The organism is Alkalihalophilus lindianensis, from assembly GCF_032843265.1.
In the GTDB taxonomy this organism is placed as follows: Bacteria; Bacillota; Bacilli; order Bacillales; family Bacillaceae_D; genus Alkalihalophilus; species Alkalihalophilus lindianensis.
Genome location: NZ_JAWJBA010000375.1, coordinates 1 through 269, shown reverse-complemented (window position 1 = coordinate 269; position 269 = coordinate 1). Strand labels below are relative to the sequence as shown.

General features: G+C 52.4%; 1 protein-coding gene. It reads right to left on the bottom strand.

The genetic code is table 11. The features are described 5' to 3' along the window. On the bottom strand, window positions 1-269 hold a 269-nt coding region (locus tag RYX56_RS22640), incomplete at both ends, for a 4Fe-4S dicluster domain-containing protein (protein ID WP_317124162.1).

The following is a 269-nucleotide window of genomic DNA, read 5'->3' as shown; positions in this document are numbered from 1 at the left end:
CCACGAACCGCCCTTGCCGGCAGCGAAAACTTCTTATTCTGATTGATAATATCCCTTGCTTCCTCGAGCAAATGCCCATAATTGACACCGGAAGGACAAACGGGCTCACACGCCCGGCAGCCAAGGCATAGGTCGAGCGACCGTTCAAAATCTTCGTCAGGCTCTATCAATCCGTCGACGACGGCCTTCATTAAGGCAATCCGGCCACGCGGTGAATGTGATTCCTTGAAGCCTGATTCAATATAAGTCGGGCAGGTGGGGAGACAAAA